This window comes from Streptomyces sp. NPDC058671 (assembly GCF_042716475.1).
Taxonomy (GTDB): domain Bacteria; phylum Actinomycetota; class Actinomycetes; order Streptomycetales; family Streptomycetaceae; genus Streptomyces.
The window spans coordinates 52,464-73,087 of the sequence record NZ_JBHXSA010000017.1; the positions used below are offsets into that span (position 1 = coordinate 52,464).

General features: G+C 73.5%; 19 protein-coding genes. 7 read left to right on the forward strand and 12 right to left on the reverse strand.

Annotated features, from left to right (window positions below; genetic code table 11):
• Nucleotides 1-28: 28 nt before the first annotated feature.
• The 10 genes from ACFWV2_RS21555 to hutU all read right to left on the reverse strand — a co-directional run bounded on the left by ACFWV2_RS21555 (nt 29) and on the right by hutU (nt 12,739).
• On the reverse strand, nt 29-1,090 hold the full coding sequence (locus tag ACFWV2_RS21555) for a glycosyl hydrolase (RefSeq protein ID WP_384406653.1): 1,062 nt from the start codon (nt 1,088-1,090) through the stop codon (nt 29-31).
• The gene (locus tag ACFWV2_RS21560; protein WP_384406655.1) at nt 1,087-1,536 is read right to left on the reverse strand and encodes a hypothetical protein; all 450 of its coding nucleotides are present in this window, start codon (nt 1,534-1,536) and stop codon (nt 1,087-1,089) included. The genes ACFWV2_RS21555 and ACFWV2_RS21560 overlap by 4 nt, the downstream gene beginning before the upstream one ends.
• Nucleotides 1,537-1,589: 53 nt before the next feature.
• Nucleotides 1,590-3,536, reverse strand: coding sequence for a hypothetical protein (locus ACFWV2_RS21565; RefSeq protein WP_384406657.1), 1,947 nt, complete (start codon nt 3,534-3,536; stop codon nt 1,590-1,592).
• A gap of 8 nt (nt 3,537-3,544) precedes the next feature.
• Nucleotides 3,545-4,354 (reverse strand): polysaccharide deacetylase family protein, encoded by an 810-nt coding sequence (locus ACFWV2_RS21570; RefSeq protein ID WP_384406659.1) that lies wholly within the window; start codon nt 4,352-4,354, stop codon nt 3,545-3,547.
• Nucleotides 4,351-5,676 carry a glycosyltransferase gene (locus ACFWV2_RS21575; protein ID WP_384406660.1) on the reverse strand — a complete coding sequence of 442 codons (1,326 nt, stop codon included), beginning with the start codon at nt 5,674-5,676 and terminating at the stop codon, nt 4,351-4,353. Before ACFWV2_RS21575 ends, ACFWV2_RS21570 begins: the two co-directional genes overlap by 4 nt.
• A 147-nt stretch (nt 5,677-5,823) precedes the next feature.
• The gene (locus ACFWV2_RS21580) at nt 5,824-6,915 is read right to left on the reverse strand and encodes a GNAT family N-acetyltransferase (RefSeq protein ID WP_384406662.1); all 1,092 of its coding nucleotides are present in this window, start codon (nt 6,913-6,915) and stop codon (nt 5,824-5,826) included.
• A 277-nt stretch (nt 6,916-7,192) separates the two neighbouring features.
• A complete protein-coding gene (hutI, locus tag ACFWV2_RS21585; protein ID WP_384406664.1) occupies nt 7,193-8,494 on the reverse strand; it encodes an imidazolonepropionase in 1,302 nt (433 codons plus the stop codon).
• Nucleotides 8,495-8,511: 17 nt separating this feature from the next.
• A complete protein-coding gene (locus tag ACFWV2_RS21590) occupies nt 8,512-9,852 on the reverse strand; it encodes a formimidoylglutamate deiminase (protein ID WP_384406666.1) in 1,341 nt (446 codons plus the stop codon).
• Nucleotides 9,843-11,039, reverse strand: coding sequence for an allantoate amidohydrolase (locus tag ACFWV2_RS21595; RefSeq protein WP_384406839.1), 1,197 nt, complete (start codon nt 11,037-11,039; stop codon nt 9,843-9,845). Before ACFWV2_RS21595 ends, ACFWV2_RS21590 begins: the two co-directional genes overlap by 10 nt.
• Before the next feature lie 17 nt (nt 11,040-11,056).
• Nucleotides 11,057-12,739, reverse strand: coding sequence for a urocanate hydratase (hutU, locus tag ACFWV2_RS21600; protein WP_384406668.1), 1,683 nt, complete (start codon nt 12,737-12,739; stop codon nt 11,057-11,059).
• A 105-nt stretch (nt 12,740-12,844) separates the two neighbouring features.
• On the opposite strand from hutU, the gene ACFWV2_RS21605 reads away from it, so the two are divergent.
• The 6 genes from ACFWV2_RS21605 (at nt 12,845) to ACFWV2_RS21630 (ending at nt 16,890) form a co-directional block, all read left to right on the forward strand.
• Nucleotides 12,845-14,242 carry a diaminopimelate decarboxylase gene (locus ACFWV2_RS21605; RefSeq protein WP_384406841.1) on the forward strand — a complete coding sequence of 466 codons (1,398 nt, stop codon included), beginning with the start codon at nt 12,845-12,847 and terminating at the stop codon, nt 14,240-14,242.
• Between the two features lie 4 nt (nt 14,243-14,246).
• Nucleotides 14,247-14,726, forward strand: coding sequence for an SRPBCC family protein (locus ACFWV2_RS21610; protein WP_360793473.1), 480 nt, complete (start codon nt 14,247-14,249; stop codon nt 14,724-14,726).
• Between the two features lie 149 nt (nt 14,727-14,875).
• On the forward strand, nt 14,876-15,268 hold the full coding sequence (locus ACFWV2_RS21615) for a hypothetical protein (protein WP_384406670.1): 393 nt from the start codon (nt 14,876-14,878) through the stop codon (nt 15,266-15,268).
• A complete protein-coding gene (locus ACFWV2_RS21620; RefSeq protein WP_384406672.1) occupies nt 15,265-16,035 on the forward strand; it encodes a transcriptional regulator in 771 nt (256 codons plus the stop codon). Before ACFWV2_RS21615 ends, ACFWV2_RS21620 begins: the two co-directional genes overlap by 4 nt.
• Nucleotides 16,036-16,076: 41 nt before the next feature.
• A complete protein-coding gene (locus ACFWV2_RS21625) occupies nt 16,077-16,493 on the forward strand; it encodes a roadblock/LC7 domain-containing protein (protein ID WP_384406674.1) in 417 nt (138 codons plus the stop codon).
• Between the two features lie 25 nt (nt 16,494-16,518).
• A complete protein-coding gene (locus tag ACFWV2_RS21630) occupies nt 16,519-16,890 on the forward strand; it encodes a hypothetical protein (protein ID WP_384406676.1) in 372 nt (123 codons plus the stop codon).
• Nucleotides 16,891-16,914: 24 nt separating this feature from the next.
• Here the strand turns inward: ACFWV2_RS21630 and ACFWV2_RS21635 are convergent, their stop codons facing one another.
• Nucleotides 16,915-17,757, reverse strand: a complete 843-nt coding sequence (locus tag ACFWV2_RS21635) for a MurR/RpiR family transcriptional regulator (protein WP_384406678.1) — start codon at nt 17,755-17,757, stop codon at nt 16,915-16,917.
• 321 nt (nt 17,758-18,078) lie between these two features.
• On the reverse strand, nt 18,079-19,467 hold the full coding sequence (locus ACFWV2_RS21640; protein ID WP_384406680.1) for a cystathionine beta-synthase: 1,389 nt from the start codon (nt 19,465-19,467) through the stop codon (nt 18,079-18,081).
• A gap of 118 nt (nt 19,468-19,585) precedes the next feature.
• Here ACFWV2_RS21640 and ACFWV2_RS21645 point away from each other — a divergent pair, with 118 nt between their 5' ends.
• Nucleotides 19,586-20,575, forward strand: coding sequence for an SGNH/GDSL hydrolase family protein (locus ACFWV2_RS21645; protein ID WP_384406843.1), 990 nt, complete (start codon nt 19,586-19,588; stop codon nt 20,573-20,575).
• Nucleotides 20,576-20,624 lie beyond the last annotated feature (49 nt).

Sequence of the window (20,624 nt, forward strand, 5' to 3'; positions counted from 1 at the left end):
ACCCCGGCGGCGGGACGGCGGCTGAGCCTCAGCCCTTCGGTACGGCCTGCCGGAAGTACGGGTCCTGGCCGGCGATCCGGTAGCCGTCGAGGCCGGGTCCGGAGTCGATCGTCAGGTCACAGCCGGGCCCGGGCACGGCACGGTTCCAGTGCACGTACGCCTTCACCTTCGGCAGCGTCGGCGCGACCCCGGGGATGGCGGTGTACCAGTCACGCTGCCGCTCGGGCCGCTTCGGGTCGGGGGCGGTGGAGAACTCGGCGAGCATGACCGGCTTGTCGGCCGAGATGTTCTCCCGGAGCCAGTCGTAACCGGGCCGCTGACTCCGGTCGAAGTCCAGCCAGTCCGTCGACTTGTGGCAGAGGTAGTAGTTGTACTGGTCCATGCCGATCCAGTCGACGTAGTCGTCGCCGGGGTAGAGCCGTTTCATCAAGGCGGCGTTGCCGAGCCAGCCGGAGACGGTCCACACCCACACCACGTTGGTGACGCCCAGCTTCTCGAAGCGGTCACGGACGTGACGGTAGGCGGCGACGTACTCCTCGGGGGTCCCGGCGCCCTGCTCGATGCGGAAGTCGGCCTCCTGGTCGAAGGAGAAGAAGACCCGCTTGCCGTACTCCTTGACGCGGAGGGCCTGCGGGTCGATGACCGAGGCGTCGTACGTCCCCGAAGCGATGTTCTTCCAGCCGAGCTGCCTCTCGGTCCAGTCGGCGTGGTGCTTCTCGGTCCACACGGTCGACTCCCACGCCAGCATGAGGAGGCGCTCGCGGCCGAGTTCCCGCTCGTCCGGCGTGAGCAGCTCACCGTCGGCCTTGCTCCCCGACATGTCGTGGTACGTGTAGACGAGGTCGAGTCTGCGGCCGATCTTCTTCTCGAAGGCGTACACCGGCCGGGTGAGCGAACTGTCCTCGTCGTACGGGATGTACGCGCCCCACCATGCCCCGCACGGTGCGACGAGCGAGGCATCGGGAGTGCAGCGGTCCTCCTCCTCGCCGAGGACGGACCAGACGCCCAGGCCGACGGTGAGCGCCCCGACGGCGGCCAGCGCGACCGCGAGCCGGGTCCGGGCATCACCCTTGGCGTGCCGCCTGCTCATCGCCCTCCACCGGGCCTTCGTATCCGGAACCGGGACGGGAACGGGGACGTGCGGGTGGAGCCTGCGCGCTCGACGGCGCCGCGGGTGGCGGCCGGCAGCGGCACGCCGGGCAGGGTGGCGGCGACGCTCACGAAGAGGGCGAGCACGACGAGGAAGACGGTGAGCGAGAAGGACTTCGTGAGGAACAGGGTGGTCGCGGCGATCGTGGCCACGGAGAGGCTCACGGGCGCGGCGAGCGCCAGGGCCTCCAGCCGGGCGCCGGGCCGCAGACCGACGGGCTGCGGGAGCATCAGGGCGAGGCCCGGTGCCAGGACGACGAAGGCGAGGACCGGGATCCAGCGCAGCGGCGAGCCGCCCGGGATCGCGGTCGCGGCGAGGGCGACCCATCCGGAGGCCGCGAGGACGGCTCTGCGCTGGACTCGCGGGGTCAGGCGTGGGTGGGCCATGGCGTACCTACTCCTCGTGCGTGCGGTCGGCGGGGGTGGGGGCGGAGACGGCTTCAGCCGCCGGTCGTGGGGCGGTAGCGGAGGACGAGCCCGTGCCGGTTCTCCTCGACGACCCCGAACAGCGGCGAGTTCTTGAGGGCGGCGCGGAGGGTGTCGAAGCCGCCTTCCGGAAGGTAGCCCTCGCCGATGACGGCCTCGCCCTGGGTGGGCGTGAGGATCACGTAGGCAGGGCGTCCGGCCGGGATGCCGCCGGCGAGGTAGCCGGCCGGGTCCTTCAGCATGCGGAGGTTCTCGTCGACCTCCTGCTCGGTGAAGAACCACCGCTCGAAGTGGTCGTAGCGGTAGTACGAATCGGCGAAGGCGCCGGTGGCGGCGAGGATCAGCGCCCCGTCGGGCGCCCGGTCGAAGGCGCGCCGGGTCAGCGCGGTCTCGCCGGGGGGCGCGTAGTGCATGCCCTCCTTGCCGTAGTACGAGGGCAGGAAGCCGGCGAGCATGGCGACGAGGGTGACGGGCAGGGCGACGGCCGCCGTCCGGCGCGCGACGGTGGCGGCACGGCTCGCGGCCCCGGCGGCGGGGACGAGCGCGGCGGCCGCGAAGAACGCCGAGCCGGGCAGGCCGAAGAGGTAGACACGGAAGATCATCTCGCCGCCGTAGTCGTTGACGGCGAACATCGGGAGGGGCGCGGCGGCGGCGAGGACCAACGGCAGGGCGCTGCGGGCCAGTCTGCGACGGAGCAGGACGGCGGCGACGGCGAGCCCGCCGAGGGCGAGGACCATCAGGACGTTCGCGCTGCCGACGAGCTCCGGGCCGGGGCCCGTCGGGTCGCCCGCGAAGCCGGGGCGGGAGTTCCCCAGCAGGTCTCCGGCCTTCTCGCGCAGGGTGCCGAGGGTGTCGAGGAAGAGCTCCCGGCCCATGGTGAGGTTCCAGACCAGCATGATCAGGCCGGTGGTGGCGAGGAGCCCCAGGTTGCGGTAGCGGCGGGTGAGACAGAGCGCGAAGAGGCTAGCGCACAGCATCACGGGGGTGAGCTGGTGCGAGGCGTTGATGGTGGCGACGATCGGGACGAGGAAGAGGACGGCGACCGCCCGCTGCCGGGTGGTCGTGGGCGGCGGCACGGACGCGGCGGCCGGGTCGAGCGCTGAGCGGTCGCGGAGCGCGCCCGCCGAGCCCGGGAGGACGAAGTGCCGGACGACGACGGCGAAGACGGTGAGGTAGAGCAGGTACGAGAAGCCCTGCGGGGACAGGTAGTCCTGGCCCACCCAGTTCGCCAGCTGGAAGATCCACACACCGGTCCACACGAGCCGCCAGTCGTCGCTGAACGTGCGGTAGACGAGGATGAGGACGGGCACGGTGAGCAGACCGAGGGCGACCGGGGCCCAGTTGATGAACGAGGCGGCGGATTCGACGCCGAAGGCGCGGACCAGGGCCGCGTCGAGGGAGAAGAACCCGGGCCACTGGTCGTAGGCCGACATGCCGCCGGAAAGCTCGCGCCCTGGGTGGACGGTGCCCTCGGTGAGCAGTCGGCTGATGATCGCGTCGTGCTTGGACGCCCAGGCGTAGCGGACGGTGTCGTAGAGGATCGCGGGCGGCGCCTTGAGGGCGACGAGCATCGCCGCGCAGTAGGTGGCGGGCCAGAGGGGCGCGGTGCCCGCGCGCCGCAGGGTGATGACGAAGCCGCAGGTCAGGGCGGTGAGGGCGGCGTAGAAGCTGAGGGGGAAGCGGTCGAGGAGACCGAACTCCTCGATGCTCCGGAAGTCGATGCGGGGCAGCGCCCAGAGCCAGAGCACGGCGGCGAGGAGGAGGGGCGCCAGATTGAGGGCGGCCGGCGAGCGGAGCGCGGCGGCCGGGCCGGTCCGACGGACGGGGGCCGGGGCGGCGCCGGAGTCGCGTCCCGACAGCTGGGAGCCCTCCGTCGGCTCGTTGTTCCGGGGCGGCAGTTCGCCTTCCGGCGGCATGTTGTTCTCCGGCGGCACGTTGTTCTCCGGCGTCGTTGTGAACACGTTCCTCGTCACCCGGCGAACTCCGCCCCGCGCACCAGCGCGCGCGTCCGTCGGTACATCCGCCAGCCCACCGTCAACGGCGAGTCCGGGTACGGCGCGGTCCTCGCGCCCCGGCCCTCCATCCACTGCTCCACGTCCGCCGTGGTGTGGGTTCGGCGCACGATGAGCCGTGCGATGCGGTAGATCTCGTCGCGACCGGAGCTCAGGGCGTGCCGGACGGCGACGGCCGAGGTGTAGCCGGCGGCCGCGGCGGCCCGGCGGACGGCGGGGCTGTTGTAGCCGTGGGGGTAGGCGAGGTGCCGGACCTCGTGGCCGAGGGTGTCCTCGAGGACCGCCTTGGACTCGCGCAGTTCACGCCGGAGGGCCCCCGGGGCCAGGGTGTCGAGCTGCGCGTGGGTGGCGGTGTGTCCGCCGACCTCCATCCCGTACTCCTCCAGGCGCGGCGCCTGTTCGAGGGTCATCATCGGCGCGGGCGGCAGCAGGCACGGCCGGCCGGGGGTGATGGCCCCGGTGGTGAGGTACGCCGTGGACGGCAGGTCCCGGGCCGCGAGCGCCTCGGCCGTGGGCCCGGCCAGGTCGGCGAAGCCGTCGTCGAAGGTGATGACGACGGGCCGGTCCGGCAGCGGGTCCCCGGAGGCGAGGTGCGCGGCCAGGGTGCCGACGGTGACGGGCGCCCGGCCACTGGCGACGACCGCGTCGAGCTGGGACGCGAACTCCCCGGGCGTGACCGTGAATTCGGCGATCCAGTCCGGGGGGTCGTCCATCACGGCGTGGTAGAGGAGGACGGGTATCCGGGTGTGGAGGGGGACGTTCGTCATCGGGGGTTCCTCCCCCGCCGGGCCGTGACGCGGGCTTTCGCGTATCCGATGGGGCCGTAGAGCATGCCGCGTCGCTCCAGTCGGGAGAGGCTGCGAGGCCAGGGGTGGTGGTGGGTGCCGTGCTCGCCGGGAACGCCGCCGTCGGGGGGTGTCTCCCCGCGCTGGGCGGTCATCGTACGGGCGCGGGCGAGGCCGCGCGGCAGCCGGGCGAGGAGCGCGGGCAGCAGGGCGGGGCGGCGGACCAGCGTGGCGGTGAGGTAGGCGGTGAGGCCGGCGCCGTAGCCGTACGCCTGGTTCCGCAGGTCCTGCCAGGTGTCGCGGTGGTGGTGCCAGACGAGGGCCTCCGCGGTGTAGCGGAGCCGGAAGCCGGCGGAGAGGACGGCGACGAAGGCGTACAGGTCGTCGCCGCCCTTCGCCGGGGTCCCGGTGCCGGTGGCGGGGTCGAAGCCGCCGGCCTTTCGGAGGGCGGCGGCCCGGAAGGCCATGTTGGCTCCGGAGCCGAAGCTGCCCGCGGTGAACGGGAAGAGCGGTTCGTCGGCGGGCGGCCGGGCCGGGTCGTACAGGCGGGGTGCGAAGCCCTTGGCGAAGCCCCCGTGCGATTCGAGGAGGACCTGGGCGGGGGTGGCGAGCCGGGCGGGCAGGATCAGGCCGGTGACGCAGCCGAGACCGGGGTCGTCGGCGAACGGCTCGGTGAGCGCGGTCAGCCAGTGCGGGTCGGCGATCACGTCGTCGTCGGTGAAGGCGAGGACCTCGCCGTCGGCGGCGGCGACCCCGGTGTTGTGGGCGACGGCGAGACCGGGGGTGTCCTCGCGGACGTACCGGACGCGGTCGGCGTACGCGCGGCTGACGAGGTTGTACGTGTCCGTGGTCCGGGGCGCGTTGTCGACGACGACGACCTCGAAGTCCGGGTGGTCCTGGGCGAGCAGCGAGTCGAGGGCACGGGCGAGCTGCTCGGGCCGCTCACGGGTCGCGACGACGACGGAGGTACGGGGCGCGGGCTGCCCCTTCCGGTTGCTTTCCCGGAGGTCGGGCCGGGCGAGCGGCCGCGCGGCGGCGAGGTGTTCGGCGTCGGTGGGGGGCCGGGCCTCCGCGAGCCGCGCGCGGGCGAGCGCGGCGAGCACCTCGGCGGGGTCCTCGCCGTCCGCCACGGCGCCGAGGACGGTGGCGGCGGGGCGCCCCTCGACCCGGACGAGGGCGTACACGTCACCGTCCACGAGGTCCGGCCCGCCGGGCGCGGGACGGAGGGAGAGGACGTGCCCGTCCGGCCCGGCGGCGAGATCGAGCTCGGCGACGGAGACGGCGCGGGGCGGAGGGTTGCTCAACGGGGATCCCCCAGGGAGGTCAGGGAGGTACGGAGGCGGGCACGGGTTCGACGACGGGGGAGGTGGTGGGAGGGCGACGGGGATGGCGGCGGGGCCACCGGGGTGACGGAAGGCGCGGAGGCCTCGGAGGCCGTCGGCGGGTCGGGGCTAACGGTTCCCCCGCAGCCGGGCGACCCCGTTGAGCGTGGCGCGGGCGCGGGCCGCGAGGGCGGGGCGGTCGCGGACGAAGCGGTGGACGCGCCGGGCGGGCTCCCGGCCCAGCCAGTGCACGGCGGCCCGCGCTCCCGGGACGAAGACGGCCCCCTCGTACACCGTCAACTCCCCGGTCTTCAGCGCGTCCTTGTACTCGGCTTCACCGCGCCCCAGGTCCAGCATCCCGATCCCGGCCGCGGCGGCGGCCTCCGCCATCCGCAGGTGCAGCACGAGGCCGGGCGAGTACCTGGCGAACTCGGGGTCGTACGAGGGGAACCAGCAGGACAGTACGGTCGCGGACCGCAGCCCGAAGTGCGCGGCGATCGGCCGCTCCCCGACGTACAGCACGGACAGGACACCGGAGCAGCCGGGCGTGCGCTGCTCGTGGAGGCGCCGGACGAGGGTGGTGATCCACTCCTTGGCGAAGCGGTCACCGCGGCCGGTCCTGCGGTACTGGGCGGACTTCCAGTCCATGAGGGTGCGCAGCGCGGCGGGATCGCGGTCGTCGAAGACGAACCGCACCTCGCCGTCCGCCTGTCGGCCGAGCCGGCGCTCCTTGGCGAGGGTGGTCCTGAGGAACTTGGGCGACTGGGCGCGCAGCAGCGTTTCGTAGGCCGCGTATCCCTCGCCGACGTCGATCACGGGTGAGGCGAAGGACTCGTCGACGGCGCCTGCGAAGACGGGCTGGCCGGCCTCCAGGTTGTCGAACTCCCACATCGTGATCCCGCAGGCGCGCAGCACCGCCCGAGGGCCCGGCCGCAGCCCGGGGCGGAGGACGGCGCCCTGGCTGTCGGAGACGCCGAAGCCGATGGCACGGCCCTGGCCCAGCGGCCCCTTCTCGAAGGGGAGGAAGCCGACCGGCTCGTCCCCCTCCCACCACACGGCGACCCGCGACCGGGGCCGCACCTCGGCCACCGCGCGCGTGAACTCCGGTTCCATGAAGGGGTTGGCGGGCGTGCCGGACGTGGCCCGCAGGCCCCGCCACGCCTCGATCTCGCGCTCGCTCAGCTCCCCCGGCCTCACGATCCGCACCCGAAAAGCGCTCACCTTGCCGACCCCCCGGTCCCCTGAGTACTGCCAGGACAGGACGGTACCCGTCCGGAACCCTCCGAGACAGGGATACTCGGTCTTTCCCTGACCAGGCCGTGCGGAGCGGACAGGGTGGGGAGCGGTCTGTCCGAGGGGCGGTCGGCACGGCCGCCCTGACGGATCGGTCAGGGCAGGGGCGCGTCCGGCTACGGCTTCCGCTTCGGCTTCTCCGGGACGGTGGCGCCCACGGCGGACGTCCTGCCGCTCGGGTCCGCCGCGCCGCAGGCGTTCAGGGTCATGCGGCCCAGCGCGGCGGCCAGGACAGTACGCCCGCGCGCCACACCCCCGCCACCAGCGGCACTCCCGGCCGGTACGCCAGGTGGACGTGGGACGGGGCGTCCAGAAGGAGCAGGTCCGCCCGCGCGCCCGCGGTCAGGCGGCCCACGTCCGTGCGGCGGAGGGCTGCCGCGCCGCCGGCCGTGGCGGACCAGAGCGCTTCGTCGGGGGTCATGCCCATGTCCCGTACCGCGAGCGCGATGCAGAACGGGACGGAGGACGTGAACGACGAGCCCGGGTTGCAGTCCGTGGACAGGGCCACCGTCGCGCCCGCGTCCAGGAGGCGGCGGGCGTTCGGCCACTGGGCCCGGGTCGAGAACTCGGCACCCGGCAGGAGGGTCGCCACCGTCGACGAGTGCGCCAGGGCGTCCACGTCCGCGTCCGTCAGGTGCGTGCAGTGGTCCGCGCTGGCCGCGTCCAGTTCCACCGCCAGCTGGACCCCCGGGCCGAACGTGAGCTGGTTGGCGTGCACCCGGGGGTGGAGGCCCTTCGCCTTGCCGGCGGTGAGGATGGCGCGGGCCTGGTCGCCGTCGAAGGCGCCCTTCTCGCAGAAGACGTCGATCCAGCGGGCGTACGGGGCGCAGGCGTCGAGCATCTCGCCCGTCACGAGTTCCACGTACGCCGCCGGGTCGTCCGCGTAGTCCGGGGAGACGATGTGCGCGCCGAGGTAGGTCACCTCGTCGGTGTGGCCGGCCGCGATGCGCAGGGCGCGGGCCTCGTCCTCGACCGTCAGGCCGTAGCCGGACTTCGTCTCGAAGGTGGTCGTGCCCTGCCGGAGGGCCTCGTCGAGGTAGCGCCTCAGGTTGCGCTCCAGGTCCGCGTCGCTCGCGGCGCGCGTCGCCGCGACCGTGGTGCGGATGCCGCCCGCCTGGTACGGCCGGCCGGACATGCGGGCGCTGAACTCGGCCGTGCGGTCGCCCGCGAAGACGAGGTGCGAGTGGGAGTCGACGAAGCCGGGGATCACGGCCCGGCCGCCCGCGTCGACCCGGTTGTCAGTGGCGGGTGCTTTGCTGGATTCACCGACCCAGACGACGCGGTCGCCGTCGATGACGACGGCCGCGTCCTGGATCAGGCCCAGGGGGGTGCCTCCCCCGCTCTCGAACTTGCTCGAGCGGGGGGACCCCCATCCGAGGGAGGGGTCGTTGGTGACGAGACTGGCGATGTTGACGATGGCGGTGGCGGTGTTCGCCACGGCGCTGTTCGCGCTGGTGGGGGCGGAGGTCGCCGCCGGGTTGTTCATCGCCGCGGGGCCGGTGTCCATGGTGAGGGGTGTCTCCTTCAGCCGCGCAGGGCGGCGATCGAGTCCGCGAGGGCCCGCGCCACGTCCGGTACGGAGGAGTGGACCCCGTCCCGTACGACATGGCGTCCGGCCACGACCGTGTGACGCACGTCCGCGGCCGACGCGGCGAATACCGCCGTCTCGGCTGCCAGACGCGGTACCGGTCCCGCTGTCCTGACGCTGTCCAGGGCGATCGTCGTGAAGTCGGCGAGCGCGCCCGCCTCCAGGGTGCCCGCGTCCGCCCAGCCGAGGGCCGCGTGGCCGTCGGCGGTGGCCGCGCGGAGCAGTGCCGCCGCCGTCCAGTGACCGCGGGTGCGGCTGCGCAGGCGTTCGTTCAGTTCCATGGCCCGCGCCTCCTCCAGGAGGTCGATGACGGCGTGGCTGTCGCTGCCCAGGGACAGCGGCGAGCCCGCCCGCTGGAGCGCCATCGCCGGGCCGATGCCGTCGGCCAGGTCGCGTTCGGTCGTCGGGCACATGCAGGTGCCGGTGGCCGACGAGCCGAGGAGGGAGATGTCGCCGTCCGTCAGGTGGGTGTTGTGGACGCCCGTGGTGCGGGGGCCGAGGACGCCGTGCTCGGCGAGGAGCCGCGTCGGGGTCAGGCCGTGGGCCGCGAGGCAGGCGTCGTTCTCGGCGGTCTGCTCCGACAGGTGGACGTGGAGGGGCGCCTGCCGGTCCTGGGCCCATCGGGCCACCGTGGCCAGCTGGTCCGCCGGGACCGCCCGTACGGAGTGGATCGCCGCTCCGATCCGTACGCCGTCGCGGTCCTTCAGCCGCTCGGCCCGTTCGGCCCAGGCGTCCGCCGTGCCGTCGGTGAAGCGGAGCTGGTGGTGTTCGGGTGCGGCGCCGAAGCCGGAGGAGAGGTAGGCGGTGTCGAGGAGGGTGATGCGGATGCCGGCGTCGGCGGCGGCGGCGATCAGGGCCTCGCCCATGGCGTTGGGGTCGGCGTACGGGGTGCCGCCGGGCGCGTGGTGGAGGTAGTGGAACTCGCCGACGGCGGTGACGCCCGCGAGCGCCATCTCCGCGTACACGGCGCGGGCCAGGGCGAAGTAGGTGTCGGGGGTGAGGCGTTGGGCGACGGTGTACATGACCTCGCGCCAGGTCCAGAAGGTGCCGGAGCCGACCTGGACGGTGCCGCGCAGGGCGCGGTGGAAGGCGTGCGAGTGGGCGTTGGCGAGGCCGGGGACGGTGAGGCCGCGCAGGACGACGGCGCCCGGGGGCGGGGCGTCCACCCCCGTGCGTACCGCGGCGATGCGGCCGTCGGAGTCCACGTCCAGGGCGACGCCCGGTTCGGCGTACGTGTCGAGCCAGGCGTGTTCCAGCCAGTACGTCGTCAGCGGCACGCCAGCTCCTCCAGTACGTCGGCGAGTGCGAGGACCCCGGCCACGCAGTCGTCCTCGGCCGCGAACTCGGCCGGGGAGTGCGAGACGCCGGTGGGGTTCCGCACGAACAGCATGGCGGTCGGGATCGATTCGGACAAAATACCCGCGTCGTGGCCGGCGCCCGTGCCGAGGACCGGGACCTTCCCGGAGGCGCCGAGGATCCGGGACATCTCGTCGCGCAGGGCGTGCGAGAAGTCCACGACGGGGGTGAAGGACTCCTGGACGACGGTGAGGTCGATGCCGTGGCGTTCGGCGTAGGCGCGGGCTTCCGCCTCGATGCCCGTGACGACCTTGTCCAGGGAGCTCTGGTCGGCGGCGCGGGCGTCGAGCCAGCCCCTGACCAGGGACGGGATGGCGTTGACGCCGTTCGGCTCGACGGCGATCTTCCCGAAGGTGGCGACGGCGCCGGCGAGTTCGGCCTCGCGGCGGGCGGCGAGGACCGTCTCCGCGTAGCTGAGCATCGGGTCGCGGCGGTCGACGAGCCGGGTGGTACCCGCGTGGTTGGCCTCGCCGGCGAAGTCGTACCGCCAGCGGCCGTGCGGCCAGATGGAGGAGGCGATGCCGACGGCGTCCCCGGACAGGTCCAGGGCGCGCCCCTGCTCGACGTGCAGTTCGACGAACGCGCCGATGCGGGAGAGGCGCTCCGGGTCGGGGCCGATGGCGGACGGGTCGTACCCGGCGGCCTCCATGGCCTGCGGGAGGCTGGTCCCGGAGGCGTCGCGGAGCTCGTACGCCTGCTCCTTCGTCAGGCGTCCGGCGGTGAGGCGGGATCCGACACAGGCGAGGCCGAAGCGGGCGCCTTCCTCGTCGCCGAAGTTGGTGATGGCGAGGGGCCGCTTGAACGAGACGCCCCGGGAGCGCAGTTCGTCGAGCGCGGCGAAGGCGGAGACCACGCCGAGGGGGCCGTCGAAGGCGCCGCCGTCGGGGACGGAGTCGAGGTGGGAGCCGGTGACGACCGCGTTCCCGGCCGTCGGGTCGCCGAGCCAGGCCCACTGGTTGCCGTTGCGGTCGGTCTCGACGTCCAGGCGGCGGGCCTCGGCCTGCATCCGGAACCAGAGCCGGCAGTCGGCGTCGGCGTCCGTCCAGGCGTAGCGCCGGTAGCCGCCGGAGGCGGCGCTGCGGCCGATGGGGCGCAGCGACCGCCACATGGCGTGGAAGGTGGCACTCACGCGGAGACACCCTCGTCGTCCTGGGCGCCCTCGCGCATCGGGACGCGGACGCCCTTCTCGTCCGCGACCCGCTCCGCGATGTCGTAGCCCGCGTCGACGTGGCGGATGACGCCCATGCCCGGGTCGTTGGTCAGGACGCGGCGGATCTTCTCGCCCGCGAGGGCCGTGCCGTCCGCCACCGAGACCTGGCCGGCGTGGATGGAGCGGCCCATGCCGACGCCGCCGCCGTGGTGCAGGGACACCCATGAGGCGCCGGACGCGACGTTGACCATCGCGTTGAGGAGCGGCCAGTCGGCGATCGCGTCGGAGCCGTCGAGCATGGCCTCCGTCTCGCGGTACGGGGAGGCGACGGAGCCGCAGTCGAGGTGGTCGCGGCCGATCGCGAGGGGCGCGGCGAGGGTGCCGTCGCCGACCATGTCGTTGAACATGTCGCCCGCCTTGTCGCGCTCGCCCTGGCCGAGCCAGCAGATGCGCGCCGGGAGGCCCTGGAAGTGGACGCGCTCGCCGGCCATCTTGATCCAGCGGTGCAGGGACTCGTTCTCGGGGAACAGTTCCAGGATCGCCTTGTCGGTCTTGTGGATGTCCGAGGCCTCGCCGGAGAGCGCGGCCCAGCGGAACGGGCCCTTGCCCTCGCAGAACAGCGGCCGGATGTACGCGGGGACGAAGCCGGGGAAGGCGAACGCGCGGTCGTAGCCGGCGAGCCGGGCCTCGCCCCGGATCGAGTTGCCGTAGTCGAAGACCTCGGCGCCCGCGTCCATGAAGCCGACCATGGCCTCGACGTGCCGGGCCATCGACTCGCGGGCCCGGGTGGTGAAGCCCGCCGGGTCCTTGGCCGCGTAGGAGGCCATGTCCTCGAAGGCCACGCCCACGGGGAGGTAGGAGAGCGGGTCGTGGGCGCTCGTCTGGTCGGTGACGATGTCGATCGGGGCGCCCTCGGCCAGCATCTGCGGGACCAGTTCGGCGGCGTTGCCGAGGAGGCCGATGGAGAGCGGGCGGCGGGCGTCGCGTGCCTCGGTGGCGAGGGCGAGGGCGTGGGCGAGGTCGTCGGCCCTGACGTCGAGGTAGCGGTGCTCGATGCGGCGCTCGATGGCGCGCGGGTCGACGTCGACGCAGATCGCGACGCCGTCGTTCATCGTCACGGCGAGCGGCTGGGCGCCGCCCATGCCGCCGAGGCCGGCGGTCAGCGTGATGGTGCCGGCGAGGGTGCCGCCGAACTTCTTGGCGGCGACTGCGGCGAAGGTCTCGTAGGTGCCCTGGAGGATGCCCTGGGTGCCGATGTAGATCCAGGACCCGGCCGTCATCTGGCCGTACATGGTGAGTCCGAGCTGCTCCAGGCGCCGGAACTCCTCCCAGTTGGCCCAGTCGCCGACGAGGTTGGAGTTGGCGATGAGGACGCGCGGGGCCCACTCGTGGGTCTGCATGACGCCGACGGGGCGGCCGGACTGGACGAGCATCGTCTCGTCCTGCTTGAGGGTGCGCAGGGTGCGGACCATGGCGTCGAAGGAGCGCCAGTCGCGGGCGGCCTTGCCGGTGCCGCCGTAGACGACGAGCTTGTCGGGGTGCTCGGCGACCTCGGGGTCGAGGTTGTTCTGGAGCATCCGGAGGGCGGCCTCCTGCTGCCATCCCAGGGCGCTCAGTTCCGTACCGCGCGGGGCCCGTACGGGGCGGGGTCCTGACATGGCGGTGCCTCCTCGAATGTCGTTCAGTTATTCACATCCTGGCGATATGAATAGATGTAGTCAACAGGGCCGCCCTCACGCATGCCGGTGAACCCGTCGACGAGGATGGACCGCATGGCCTCCTCCCGCCGCGATCTCGCCGTCCGAGCCTCCGTCGACCAAGGACTCCTCTCCGCCGCCGAACCGGTCGTCGCCCTCCTCGACACCGCCGGCATCCGCGCCTCCGCCGCCGCCCTCACCAGCGCGTTCGCCGCCGTCACCGACGCCAGGGTGCTGCACGCCTTCGCCGTGAAGGCCGCCCCGCTCGTGCCCGTCCTGCGCCTGCTCCACGAAGCCGGGCTCGGCGTCGAGGTGGCCAGCCCCGGCGAGCTGGCCCTCGCGCGCGCCGCCGGGGTCCCGCCCACCCACACCGTGCTCGACTCCCCCGCCAAGACCCCCGCCGAACTCCGCCAGGCCCTCGCGCTCGGCATCGCCGTCAACGCCGACAACCTCCAGGAGCTGGCCCGCCTCGACGCCCTCGTCGCCTCCGCCCCCACCTCCTCACCGCTCGGCCTGCGGGTGAACCCCCAGGTCGGACCCGGCTCCATCGGCTCCCTCTCGACCGCGACCGCCACCTCCAAGTTCGGCGTGGCGCTCCGCGACGAGGGCGCGCGCGAGGCCGTCGTCCAGGCCTTCCTCGACCGGCCGTGGCTGACCCGGCTGCACACCCACACCGGCTCCCAGGGCGTCCCGCTCGCCCTCATGGCCGAAGGGGTCGGGGCGGCCTACGCGCTCGCCGAGGAGATCAACCGCGCCGCCGGCGAGCAGCGGATCGACACCCTCGACATCGGGGGCGGACTGCCGGTCGACTTCGGCTCCGACGAGGAGACACCGACGTACGCGGAGTACGCCGGGCTGCTCGCCGACACCGTCCCGGGGCTCTTCGACGGCCGCTACCGCCTGGTGACCGAGTTCGGCCGCTCGCTGCTCGCCAAGCACGGCACGATCCTCGCCCGGGTGGAGTACACCAAGAGCTCCGGGGGTCGCCCGATCGCCGTCACCCACGCGGGCGTGCAGCTGGCCACCCGTACGGTCTACGCCCCCGGGTCCTGGCCGCTGCGCGTCCTCGCGTACGACTCCGAAGGCCGCCCCCGCACCGGGGAGACCGTTGCCCAGGACGTGGCGGGCCCCGCCTGCTTCGCCGGGGACCTGCTCGCCGTGAACCGGGAGCTGCCGCTGCTCCACCCGGGCGACGTGGTGGCCGTCCCCGACACCGGCGCGTACTACTTCGCCCACCACTACGCGTACAACAGCCTGCCCCGGCCCGGTATCCACGGCTTCACGGTGGCCGACGACGGAGCGGTGACCTTCGCGACCGTGCGGACGCCCCAGACGCTCGCGGAGATCGTCGCCGAATCGGGCGGGGCCCACGCGGACGCGCTGGTCCGGGAGGCGGCGCACGGACACGGACAGCACGGACCGGGCGGTTCCGGTAGCGGGGGACCGGCGGCCCGGCTTCGATGAGGCCATGACTGGAACCGGTACGGACACCACATCCGTCGTCGTCGAGCGGCGGGTCGACGCCTCCCCCGGGCGGGTCTGGGAGGCGATCACCGACCTGCGGGACATGCCCCGCGTCCTCTCGGGCGTCGAGCGGGTGGAGGTGCTCACCGAGGGCGGCTTCGGGGTGGGGACGCGCTGGCGGGAGACCCGGCGGATGCTGGGCAAGGAGGCCACGGAGGAGATGACCGTGACGGAGTGCGTGCCGCCCGACCGGTACGTCACGGTCGCGGACTCGCACGGCATGCACTACGTCTCCGAGCTCACCCTCACGCCCGACGGAACGGGGGCGACCACCCTGCGGATGACCTTCTCCGCACGGCCGGCCCACGGCCGCCGCCCGGGACTCCTCGGCCGCCTCATGACCCGCTTCGGCGCGAAGGCGGTCGCCAAGGCGCTCGCGAAGGACCTGTCCGACATCGCGAACGCCGTGGAGTCGCGGACCTGACAAGGTCCGCCCGTCCGCCGGGCACAATTCTCCCCAGACGCTGGCATGTTCATATGGAAAATGCCAGAACCCCTCCCCCGGAGCGCTGCGTTCAGTAACGTCACCGTCACTGCCACACGTTCGCACGCCGCATCGGGAGGGGAAACCGCGTGCCCGGAATCGACGAGTGCCTTCTGGAGGCCATGGCCCTGCCGGGCGCTCGCGGAGCCTCCCTGGTCGACTGGACCAGCGGGCTCGCCCTCGGGACGGCGGGTGACTCACCGGTCGGGGACCACGAGACCACGGCCGCCGAGACCGCCGAACTCGCACGCTCCGCCGCCGAGTTCGACACCTTCGTGGCGGCGGGCGACGGCACGGAGGACGGGCCGCCCGTCGAGGACGTGATCGTCACCACCCGCGCCGGCTACCACGTCCTGCGCTTCGTCGAGACCTCCTTCGACAGCAGCGTCTTCCTGCACCTCTGGCTCGACCGCGACACCGGCAACCTCGCCCTGGCCCGGCTCCGCCTCCGCGACCTCGCCGAAAGGCTGGTCCTCGGATGAGCGCCGTCGCCACCCCCGTCTCCCCCATGCTGGTCCGGCTCGCCGCCGAGAAGGCCACCGGTGCCCTGCTCCGCGACCACGGCACGCTCTACCTCGTCGACGGCCGGGTCGTGCACGCCGAGAGCCCCGCCTCCCCCGGCGTCGACGTCCTCCTGACCACGGGCGGACGCCTGCCCCGCGAGGGCTGGGACGAGGCCGTCGACCGGGCCGGCGCCCACCGCGCCGTCGGCCGCTTCCTCGTCGACAGCGGTCGGCTCCACGACGGCGAGCTGGAGATCTGCCACCTGGGCGCCGTCTTCGACGCCGCCTTCTTCGCCCTCTCCCCCACCAGCGGACCCACCCGCTTCCGGTACGGGGTGGGGCACTGGTTCGGGACGGTGCGGCCGGTCTCCGCCGAGGCCGTCGAGCGCGAGACCGTACGCCGCCGTGAACTCCTCGACGCCGTCTGGCCGTACGCCTCCGTGGACACCGCCCCGGTCGTGCCCCGCCCGGCCGCCCCCGGCCAGACCGTCGGGGCCCGCCAGCGCGCCCTGCTCGCCGCGGCGGACGGCGAGCGCACCCCGGCGGAGCTGGCCCGGCTGCTCGGCCGGCCCGCCTTCCACACCCTCCTCGACGTACGGCGGCTCGCCGCCGCCGGGCTCGTCGAGACACCGCTCGACCCCGGCCCCGACCCCACGCCACCGTCCCCCCTCCCGGCGCCGCCGGTGGCCGATCCCGACATCGCCCTGCTGCGCCGGCTCCGTGACGCCCTGGAGGCACACCTGTGATGAGGCGTGCCCTGCGCCTGCGCGCCGAAAGGAAACAGCTCATGACGGCAGAAGCCGAGGTCCTCGGCGAGCTCAGACGGCTGCGGGCCCGGCTGCCCCAGCTCACCGGGGCGCTCGCGGCCAGCGCCGACGGCCTCGTCCTGGCCCACGACACCGTGGACGGCGAGGCCGAGAGCGTGGCCGCGCTGACCGCCGCCGCCCTCGGCGTCGGCCAGCGGCTGACCGACTCCACCGGCCAGGGCCGCTTCCGCGAACTGCTCGTACGCGGCGACAACGGCTACGTGGCCACGTACGCGGCAGGCGCCTCGGCCGTCCTGACGCTGCTCGCCGAGCCCCGCATCAACGTGGGGCGGCTCCATCTGGAGGCCCGCAGGTCCAGCGTCCGGATAGGCGAACTCGTCGACGGCGCGCTGGAGCGCAGGGACCTGAACCGACCCGCACACCAACCGAACCCGTAACCCGAGAAGGAAGAAGTACGACACCATGGCGAACACCGAGACCTCCCTCAAGGAAGCGGCCTCCATCGACGGCGCGATCGGCGCGGCCCTCGTCGACTACACCAGCGGCATGGCGCTCGGCACCATCGGCGGCGGCAAGGAGCTGGACCTGAACGTGGCCGCGGCCGCCAACACGGACGTGGTCCGGGCGAAGGTCCGGGCGATGGAGATGCTGGGCCTCGACGACGAGATCGAGGACATCCTCATCACCCTCGGCAAGCACTACCACCTGATCCGGCTGCTCAAGGGACGCGGCGCCAACGGCCTGTTCCTGTACCTGGCCCTCGACAAGGGCCGGGCGAACCTGGCGATGGCCCGCCACCAGCTGAAGAAGATCGAGAACGAGCTGGAGGTCTGACCCCGCTCCCCGCGCGCGTGGGGGCTACTCGACGAACAGGCCCCGCGCCGCCGCCTTCGTGTCGAACTCCTCCAGGCGCGCCTGCGCGTCCGGGAGTTCGTCGGCCATGGCCTCCAGGAGGACCCGGCCGAGCATCATCGGCGCGCATGCGGTGTCGAAGGCGAGCCCGGTGCCGACGGCGGCCGGGATCAGCAGGTCGCTGTGGGCGGCGACGGGCGCGAACGCCGACTCGGCGACGGTCACGACCGTGAGCCCGGCCGCCCGCGCGTACTCCAGGGCCTCGACGACCTCCCTCGGGTGCCGGGGCAGCGCGAAGCACAGCAGCGCCGTGGCACCGGCCCGTACGGCCGCGTCGACGCGGTCGTCGAGCATCGAACCGCCCTCGTCGAGGAGCCGGACGTCGGGGTGCACCTTGGCCGCGAAGTAGGCGAAGCCACGCGCCTGCGAGGAGGCGGCCCGCAGCCCGAGGACGGGCAGCGGACGGGAGCGGGCGAGCAGCCGGCCGGCCCGCTCGACGGGCGCGGGGTCGGCGAGGAGCCCGGCGAGGTGCTTGAGGTTCTCGATCTCGGCGAGGACGGCCTGCTGGTACTCGTTGAGCGTCTCGCCCCCGTCGTCGCCGCCGGGCTCGGGGGGCGCGACCTCGCGGAGGTGGCGGCGGAGCGCCGGGTACCCGTCGAAGCCGAGGGCGACGGCGAACCGGGTGACGGAGGGCTGGCTGACCCCGGCGAGGTCGGCGAGCTCGACGCTGGACAGGAACGGCACGTCCCCGGCGCGCCGGACCATGCAGTGCGCGATCCGCCGCTGCGTCGGCGTCAGCCGGTGCCCTTCGAAGAGCGCCTGCAGCCGACCGGCCGGGCTGTCCCCCATGCCGCCCCCTCCCGTATTCACCCGTCGAAAACTCTGCATAAGGATATGCAGCCGGGTGCCGGGACGGCCAGCGCGAGGGATTGCGCGGGGACCGCCGCACCCCCGTTACCGGGGGGCGGGACGACGGCGGTCCCCGCGAGGGACACGGGCCCGGGTCAGGGCCGGTCTCCGCATCCGTGGCGTCCGTGGAGGCCCGGGAGCCGCTCCGGAAGTCCGTGACGCCGACAACCACCAATGTGCCGGACGCGTGTTAAGCGGGTGCTGCCGGTACGTGACGCGCTCGTACCAGTTGCACGAACGGCCCGCGCCCGGCCGCACGAGCTACTTCGTACCGCCGTTGGCCAGGAAGGCCAGCAGGTCCTGGCGGCTCACCACACCGGTCGGCTTGCCCTCGACCAGGACGATCGCCGCGTCGGCGGACTCACCGAGGACGGACATCAGGTCGGCGACGGGCTCGCCGGAGCCGACCTGCGGCAGCGGCGAGCTCATGTGACGCTCCAGCGGGTCCTCCAGGGAGGCCCGCTGGGTGAAGAGGGCGTCGAGGAGCTCACGCTCGACGACCGAACCGACGACCTCGGCGGCCATGACGTCGGGGTGGCCGGCGCCCGGCTTCACGATGGGCATCTGGGAGACGCCGTACTCGCGCAGCACCTCGATGGCCTGGCCGACGGTCTCGTCCGGGTGCATGTGGACGAGCGAGGGCATGACGCCCTCCTTGTGCCGCAGGACGTCCGCGACGGTGGCGGTGGAGGTGTCCTCCAGGAAGCCGTAGTCGGCCATCCATTCATCGCTGAAGATCTTCGACATGTACCCGCGGCCCGAGTCCGGGAGGAGGACCACGACGACGTCGTCCGGGCCGAGCTCCTTGGCGACCTCCAGGGCGGCGACGACGGCCATGCCGCACGAGCCGCCGACGAGGAGGCCCTCCTCCTTGGCGAGGCGGCGGGTCATCTGGAACGAGTCCTTGTCGGACACGGCGACGATCCGGTCCGTGACGTTCCGGTCGTACGCGGTCGGCCAGAAGTCCTCGCCGACGCCCTCGACCAGGTACGGGCGGCCGGAGCCGCCGGAGTAGACGGAGCCCTCCGGGTCGGCGCCGACGACCTTGACGGAGCCGCCGCTGACCTCCTTGAGGTAGTTGCCGGTGCCGGAGATGGTGCCGCCGGTGCCGACGCCCGCCACGAAGTGGGTGATCCTCCCGTCCGTCTGCTCCCAGAGCTCGGGACCGGTGGTCTCGTAGTGGGAGCGCGGGTTGTTCGGGTTGGAGTACTGGTCGGGCTTCCAGGCGCCGGGCGTCTCACGGACGAGCCGGTCCGAGACGTTGTAGTACGAGTCCGGGTGCTCCGGGTCGACCGCCGTGGGGCAGACGACGACCTCGGCGCCGTACGCCCGCAGGACGTTGATCTTGTCGAGCGACACCTTGTCGGGGCAGACGAAGATGCACTTGTAGCCCTTCTGCTGGGCCACGATCGCCAGGCCGACGCCGGTGTTGCCGGACGTGGGCTCGACGATGGTGCCGCCGGGCTTCAGCGCCCCGCTCTGCTCGGCCGCCTCGATCATCCGCAGCGCGATGCGGTCCTTGACCGAGCCGCCGGGGTTGAAGTACTCGACCTTGGCCAGGACGGTCGCCTGAATGCCCGCTGTGACGTTGTTGAGCTTCACCAGCGGGGTGTTGCCGACGAGGCTGATCATCGAGTCGTGGAATTGCACCGTAATCTCCGGGGTCTCCGTAATGGTGTGGCCAGCGTATGCGTAGTCGGAGCGGGTTACGGGGCAGTTACACCCTGAACGGCTTGAAGGAGGTGACGGCCTCATGTCGAGGGCGAGGGTGGCGCGGCGGATCGCGGCGGGTGCGGCGTACGGCGGCGGGAGCATCGGGCTGCTCGGGGTCGCGGCCGCGGGCGTCCTGCTGGCCGAGATGCAGCTCGCGAAGCGGACGGTGGGCGGGGGCGGGGCGGCCCCGCTGCCGCCCGGCGCGGACGGCCTGTACGGGCGCGCGTTCGGCACGGACGACCCGCTGCGACTGGCCCTTCTGGGTGATTCCACGGCGGCGGGTCAGGGGGTGCGCCGCTCGGGCCAGACGCCGGGCGCGCTGCTCGCCTCGGGGCTCGCGGCGGTGGCGGAGCGGCCGGTGGTGCTGCGGAACGTGGCGCTGTCCGGGGCGCGCTCGGACGACCTGGAGCGCCAGGTGTCGCTGCTGCTCGCCCAGCCCCTGGGGCCGCCGGACGTGTGCGTGATCATGATCGGGGCGAACGACGTGACGCATCGCATGCCGCCGACGGAGTCGGTACGGCTCCTGGCGTCGGCGGTACGGCGGCTGCGGACGGCGGGCGCGGAGGTCGTGGTCGGGACCTGCCCGGACCTCGGGACCATCGAGCCGGTGTACCAGCCGCTGCGCTGGCTGGCCCGGCGGGCCTCGCGGCACCTCGCGGCGGCGCAGACGATCGTGGTGGTGGAGCAGGGCGGGCGGACGGTGTCGCTGGGCGACCTCCTCGGCCCCGAGTTCGCGGCGAACCCGCGCGAGATGTTCGGGGTGGACAGCTTCCACCCGTCGGCGGAGGGGTACGCGACGGCGGCGATGGCCGTCCTGCCGACGATGTGCGCGGTGCTCGGCGTCTGGCCGGAGACCGACCGTCTCGAGCCGGCCCGGCGGGAGAACATGCTGCCGGTGGCGAAGGCGGCGGCCGAGGCGGCGAGGGAGGCGGGCACGGAGGTGACGGGCGCGCGGGGGCCGTGGGCCCTGCTCAAGCACCGCCGGCGGCGGCGTCTGCCCGCGGCGGAGACCCCGGAGCCGGCGCCCGAGGACGCCCAGACGTGAGGCCCTGGCCGGGAGGCGGTGGTCCCGTCGGGACGCCGTTCCTCCGGCT

Coding starts and splice junctions, on each gene's coding strand:
- ACFWV2_RS21555 (WP_384406653.1), bottom strand. CDS start 1,090: ATGAGCAGGCGGCACGCCAAGGGTGATGCCCGGACCCGGCTCGCGGTC.
- ACFWV2_RS21560 (WP_384406655.1), bottom strand. CDS start 1,536: ATGGCCCACCCACGCCTGACCCCGCGAGTCCAGCGCAGAGCCGTCCTC.
- ACFWV2_RS21570 (WP_384406659.1), bottom strand. CDS start 4,354: ATGACGAACGTCCCCCTCCACACCCGGATACCCGTCCTCCTCTACCAC.
- hutI (WP_384406664.1), bottom strand. CDS start 8,494: ATGGACACCGGCCCCGCGGCGATGAACAACCCGGCGGCGACCTCCGCC.
- ACFWV2_RS21595 (WP_384406839.1), bottom strand. CDS start 11,039: ATGTGGCGGTCGCTGCGCCCCATCGGCCGCAGCGCCGCCTCCGGCGGC.
- hutU (WP_384406668.1), bottom strand. CDS start 12,739: ATGTCAGGACCCCGCCCCGTACGGGCCCCGCGCGGTACGGAACTGAGC.
- ACFWV2_RS21605 (WP_384406841.1), top strand. CDS start 12,845: ATGGACCGCATGGCCTCCTCCCGCCGCGATCTCGCCGTCCGAGCCTCC.
- ACFWV2_RS21610 (WP_360793473.1), top strand. CDS start 14,247: ATGACTGGAACCGGTACGGACACCACATCCGTCGTCGTCGAGCGGCGG.
- ACFWV2_RS21620 (WP_384406672.1), top strand. CDS start 15,265: ATGAGCGCCGTCGCCACCCCCGTCTCCCCCATGCTGGTCCGGCTCGCC.
- ACFWV2_RS21625 (WP_384406674.1), top strand. CDS start 16,077: ATGACGGCAGAAGCCGAGGTCCTCGGCGAGCTCAGACGGCTGCGGGCC.
- ACFWV2_RS21630 (WP_384406676.1), top strand. CDS start 16,519: ATGGCGAACACCGAGACCTCCCTCAAGGAAGCGGCCTCCATCGACGGC.
- ACFWV2_RS21635 (WP_384406678.1), bottom strand. CDS start 17,757: ATGGGGGACAGCCCGGCCGGTCGGCTGCAGGCGCTCTTCGAAGGGCAC.